Genomic DNA, 5,397 nt, shown 5'->3' with positions numbered 1-5,397 from the left:
CAATTCTGCAACAGCTTCTTAGCGTTAAAATGCAATGACGCATCTTAATAAAACTCGGAGTCTGGCGTATTTATTAAAAATCAAAAATGAAAGGATGACATAAAACGCCAAGGCGCCAACAATCGGTAGGGAGGAGGTGCCAAGTATGTCGTTCAACACTCCGCCCGTGACCGGGCCAAGTAGCGACCCTGTCTCATACAGCAAAAGCAATCCGGCATTTCCTGTTATCAGTTCATTGGGGCGCGCTCGCAGGCCAAACATGATAAGCGCTAACCCGTATAACACACTGAAACTCCTCCCCAAAAAAAATATAAAACTTCACTACCGACACCGTGGTCGTTCATCCATATCAGGTGGGAAAGCAGAATCCCTGCGGTGGTAATAATGAAAGCCGATTTATAGATACCCAATTTGTCGGCAGTGATGCCCACCGCGATCTGCGCAGCCGCGGAACCCAACAACGTGGTCGACAGCAGATCCTTTCCGGTCAGGCCATTCATGTTCACAGTCGTCGAGGTAGGAAGCAGGCTAATCTGTGCTGCTACCAGAGCGCCGCCACAAGTTGCGATTACGCATTCGACCGGCATTTTCCTCAGCGACTTGACAGCGAGCCCAATTGTTGCAGTCTTCTCTTCCGGCAAGATGGGAGAGCCCGATAGGTAACATACCGCTACGCCAACGCAAAATAACAATGCGGACGTGAGAAAGGCGCGCTCGAGCGCGGCCGTATCGATTGGAATCAAGGACCCCATGGCCAAGGAGAAAGTCGTTGACGCGGCATAAACCCCAATCACCCGTCCTTTAATGGGGGCGGGTGTCAAGTGATTCAAAACGGACTCCAAGGCGATCCAGAGCATCCCATTGGTCGCGCCAATGCAGGCTCTGACGGCAAACCATACATACAGGTTATAACTTCGCTCCAGGATAAAGAGCCCACTGCACAACACTAATGCACTGAACGCGAGTACTTTTTTGTATCCGTGCATCGTGATCAAACGTCTTGAACTGAATCCCGTGAGAATGATCGCAAGTGATGGTGCGCATGCACTGACGCCGATCTCCTGATCGATCCATTATCTGATGATCCCCTGGTGTGCACCGGTTCGGCGAACTTCTCAAAAAATTCGTTGATCGCCAATGACGAGAATATGTTGATCATCCGCGGTGACACACGGGTGGCCGATATCTATCTGACAGAGTTCGATCGAATATTCCGTCATTTCTACGCGCGCGACGCGCTGAATCGAATCGCCAAAGATGGAGGAAACAAGCAGAATCCTCTGGAACTGGACGAGGGCTTTTCGTGGGTGAAGAACAACCTCAAACCGGGTAGTTTCAAGAACAATCGTCGTTTGATGTTCTTCCCTGACCCCGCAATGACAAACCAGGAAGCGTGGAGCGCGGCCGCTAAAAGAGATAACAATCCGTTCGACGATGAGACCGCCAGGGGGAAGAAGAACCGGGAAAAAAAGCGTTCTCCAAAATAAAGTCTCCGCAATGTGACGCGACGGTGAAATTCGTTGTCATTTTCGCGGACTTGCCGTTCGGTGCGCCGGGCACAATCAATCTGCTGCGCATCGCGCAGTCCGCGTGCGTCAGCGAAGGGCGGCGTCGGCCTCGACGCAGTGCGAGTCTTCCAGTGCGGTCTCGATGAACGATGTCAGACCTTGCATCAGCATGGCGAAGCGGCGATTGCGATCCGGGTCATTGTCCAGCACATACCAACGCTTGTTGACTTCGAGCTGAATGGCCGGCGCGCCCAGTCGTGACGCGAACCTGGTGATTGTTTTCTGCTTTTGCGCGCTGAAGAAATCGTGCGACACGCGCACGACGCCGTTTGCTTTCAGTGATGTGTCGAGTTCGTCGCGCAGGTTCTCACGGCCGAGTAGGGATGCGCCGTGCATCGTGCCGAGATCGATGTCGTAGGGACGCCGGGGGCCGCTCGCGTGCAAGTCGAGTACGAGACGAGGATGCTCGCGCGTGATGATTTTCTCGAGCGCGCGCTTGAAGTCGTTGTCGTCGTAGTAGTTCGGATCGGATGGGCTGGCATAGGTCGTGTAGATTACGGTCGCGCCGGTCGACGCATGCAAGGCCAACGCGAGGGCTGCCGTGCCGCCGCCATCCGCATAGCGCAGCTTTCCGTTACGAAACGGCTTCGTCGCGTGCGGCGCGGTGATGATCACGGGCGCACATCCGTGCACAATGCGAAACCATGCGACGCCAGGCGGTGCGGGATGCGTACCCTGACGATCGAGTTGCGCCTGCAGACGGTTGGCGTAGGCGAGCGCCTGCGGGCTCATCCCGTCACCCCATGCATGCGTCGCAACGAGCAACGCCGTCAGGACGAGCGCATGCAGCAGCATGTTACTCACGCGATGCAGACGCGCGACGCCTTTGAACGTTTTCATACGTTCAGCCTCGTACGCCATGCCATCATGAACGCGTCGGCGTATCGCCCTGGAACGCCTTCATGAAACGAAACACCAGCGCCGCGCGCGAGCGCACGCCGAGCTTGGCGTAGATCGTTTTCAGATACGAACGCACTGTGAATTCGCTGATGCGCATGCGGTCCGCGATCTGCTTCGTGAGATAGCCCATACACACGAGATGCACGACTTCCATCTCGCGCCCGCTGAGCAGTCGGCTGATATCGCGCGGCATCTGCGGCGCCGGCTCGGCGTCGGCGTGGGGAAGGGGGTGCGGGAGGATGGGGCGCCGGGCGACGAGCACGTATCGGTGCGCTCCGAGGCCGAAGTGAACGATTTCCTCGTCCGTATCGAAAGCGTCGGCATCCGCATCGCGCGGGGCAGATAGCGCGTCGTCGATCTGCAGCAGCCGACACATGCGGCCTTCCAGCTCCAACCTCGCGACTTCCCTGCGGCCGCGGGCAACGGGCATGACGCCGTTGGCCATGCCGTCGCGGCGAGCTGTCGAGGCGGCCAACGAATCGTCATTGTCCAGGAATGGCATCGAGCAACGCCTCCCTCGGGTGATCGGGTGGGCCGCGCCTGGACGAACGGGGTGCGGCTTTTATGGCTCTTCAAGTTGAAGAATCCCGAGCGGGGGCACCGATTCAGTAATCGCAGCCGACCCTGCCTTTTCAGAACTCAGGATGACGAAATAAAGACTGTCACGATTTTTTGACTTTGAACGTCGCAATGTTCGCTTCGGGTGCGACATTGCCGCGACGGCGACTCCTTCGTTTTGGCATAACAAACGAATAAATTCAAGCTGAATATTAGCCTGCATATGAGCTACCCCATACAGGCAAAGCCGATGCGATTCACCCGATCGGGCGAGCTTAGTAGGCGCTGCCTTAACAAGCACACCTGTTTCGACGCGCGTGCTGTGGTCCCCTCGAACGGACGCGCATCAACGTGCGATTTGCGTGCGCCGGCGCTCGGCTATTTTGGCTTTATGCGTTGGGACAGCAGGTTCACCGAACATGTGCACTGAGCCCTTCGTTTGTGAATTCATCGCGGAGGTGATGCAATGAATCAGCCATTCGACAGCGATGTGGCGGACGAGCTCGACGAGGCTGACGAACTCGGCCCGACGCAGTCATTCGACGATGCCGATGCGTTTCTGAGTGCGGATCAGTTCGAAGACGACTTCGACTCGCCATCCATGCAGCAGGGCGACGAGATGGACGTGCCAGCCGCCTTCGACGAGATGGAGCTTTGGAACGCTTTCGAAGAGGAAATCGCTGACGGGCTCGACGCCGCCACCGACGACGAATTCATCGGCCGCCTGCTCGGCGGACTCGGGCGCGCCGCCGGGCTCGTGAGCCGCGGCATGGGCGCGGCAGCGGGCGCGGCCGGACAGGTTGGCAACATCGCGCGGCAAACGGGCCGGATCGCGGGCGGCGTAGGTCAGGCCGCGCGGGCCGTGTCGCCCGCCGCGGCCTCGCTTTCCGCGCTCGCGCAGCAACTGGGCGCGCCGGGCGTCGCCGGCGCGCTTGGCCAGGCGGGACGCTTCGCACAGGGCGTCGGGCGGGCGGCGGGCCAGACGCAGCAGCTCGCCGGTGCACTCGGGCAGACCGCGGGCGGCGCGCAAGGCTTGTTCGGCCAGATCAGCCGCATTCTCGGCCAGAGCGCGAACACCGCGGACGCCTTCGACGAGCTCGCGGAATATTTCGAGGCCGGCGTCGACGAGGCGCTGCCAGCCGCCGTCGGCCTGGCCGCACGTTCGGCGGCGCGCGGACTCGGCCTGCGCAACACCGCGCAGTTGTCGCTGCCCGCGCGGCGCGCGCTGGTGCGTGGCGTGGCCGCGGCGGCGCGGGAGCTGGTGCGCACGCGCGGTCCACAGGCGGTGCGAGCGCTGCCGCGTCTCGCACGCTCCGCGGGCCAGGTTGCTCAGCGGCAGGCGCCGACGCCACAGCGCGCCGCGCGCATGGTGCGCCAGGGTTTGCCGCAAGCGGCCCGGCGCGTCGCACAGAACCCGCGCATGGTTCGCCGCCTCGCTCAGCCGGGAGCGGGTCCGCTCGCACGTCCGACCGACGTCGGGCGCGGCAGGCGCGGCGGCGGCATCGGCCGCGGCCGCGTGCTGCATATCGATGGACCGGCGACGCTGCGCATCACCCCTCGCTGAACCTTGGCGCTGACAGGAGTAGAAAATGGACCGATTCGAAACCGATGTGATGGACGACCTGATGTACGAGACCGCCGAAGGCCCGGCTCAGAGTTCGATGGATGCTTACGACGAGTTCGACGAAGATGGCTTCGACGAGGGCGACTACGGCGATGAGGCCGACGACGAGTTCATCGGCCGCCTGCTCGGCGGCATCGGGAATGTCGTCGGCGGATCTGCGGGCGGCGCCGCCGCGCGCTTCGACGAATACGACGAGTACGACGAAGGCGACGAGTTCAACCCCGCCGACGAATACGACGAAGGCGACGAATTCGAAGGCGACGAATGGAACCCCGGCGACGACTTCGATGCGATGGACGACGCGGTAGCGGACGCGCTCGACGCCGCCGACGGCGACGAGTTCTTCCGCCGGCTGCGCCGTATCGCGAGCACGGTCGGACGCACGGTCGGACGGGCGGCGCGCGTCGTTGCCCCGATCGCCAGCGCGATTCCGCTGCCGCAGGCGCAGCTCATTGGCCGCATTGCGAACGTGGCGGGCCGACTGCTCGCAGACGGCGCCGACGAGTTCGAAGTATTCGACGAAATGATCGACGGCCTGGACGAAGACGGCATCGACGCGGCCGCGCCTGTGCTCGCCGGCATGGTCGTGCGCCGCGCGCTGCCACAGGTGTCGCGCTCCGCGCCGGCGGTCCGCCGTGCGGTAGTGCGCAGTGTCGCGCAGGCCGTGCGCACGGCGACGCGTCGTCAGGGCCCGCCCGCCGCACGCGCGGTTGCGCGCGCGGTGAGCGCGACCCAGCGCGTGGTGCA

The 5,397-nt window shown here is 61.8% G+C and carries 5 protein-coding genes and 1 pseudogene; 3 read left to right on the top strand and 3 right to left on the bottom strand.

All coding sequences use genetic code 11. The features are described 5' to 3' along the window. Positions 1 to 269: 269 nt before the first annotated feature. A complete protein-coding gene (locus PQR08_RS38375) occupies positions 270 to 1,058 on the bottom strand; it encodes an MFS transporter (RefSeq protein ID WP_456264728.1) in 789 nt (262 codons plus the stop codon). Positions 1,059 to 1,148: 90 nt separating this feature from the next. Between PQR08_RS38375 and PQR08_RS38370 the strand changes: the two genes are divergently transcribed. After that, positions 1,149 to 1,487: a hypothetical protein gene (locus PQR08_RS38370; RefSeq protein ID WP_250487921.1), complete on the top strand. Its 339-nt coding sequence runs from the start codon at positions 1,149 to 1,151 to the stop codon at positions 1,485 to 1,487. 108 nt (positions 1,488 to 1,595) lie between these two features. Here the strand turns inward: PQR08_RS38370 and PQR08_RS38365 are convergent, their stop codons facing one another. Together PQR08_RS38365 and PQR08_RS38360 are read right to left on the bottom strand one after the other, a co-directional pair. Further along, a complete protein-coding gene (locus tag PQR08_RS38365; protein WP_250487922.1) occupies positions 1,596 to 2,408 on the bottom strand; it encodes a hypothetical protein in 813 nt (270 codons plus the stop codon). 25 nt (positions 2,409 to 2,433) lie between these two features. Further along, positions 2,434 to 2,970: a helix-turn-helix transcriptional regulator gene (locus PQR08_RS38360; RefSeq protein WP_238287805.1), complete on the bottom strand. Its 537-nt coding sequence runs from the start codon at positions 2,968 to 2,970 to the stop codon at positions 2,434 to 2,436. A 522-nt stretch (positions 2,971 to 3,492) separates the two neighbouring features. On the opposite strand from PQR08_RS38360, the gene PQR08_RS38355 reads away from it, so the two are divergent. Both PQR08_RS38355 and PQR08_RS38350 read left to right on the top strand, forming a co-directional pair. Next, positions 3,493 to 4,590, top strand: a complete 1,098-nt coding sequence (locus tag PQR08_RS38355; protein WP_238287806.1) for a hypothetical protein — start codon at positions 3,493 to 3,495, stop codon at positions 4,588 to 4,590. 25 nt (positions 4,591 to 4,615) lie between these two features. After that, a pseudogene (locus PQR08_RS38350) lies at positions 4,616 to 5,397 on the top strand (hypothetical protein); the annotation flags it as partial.

Source organism: Caballeronia jiangsuensis (assembly GCF_046030135.1).
GTDB classification, from domain to species: domain Bacteria; phylum Pseudomonadota; class Gammaproteobacteria; order Burkholderiales; family Burkholderiaceae; genus Caballeronia; species Caballeronia jiangsuensis.
Note: the sequence above shows the minus strand (reverse complement) of the source record. Positions and strands in the feature narration are given on the sequence as shown.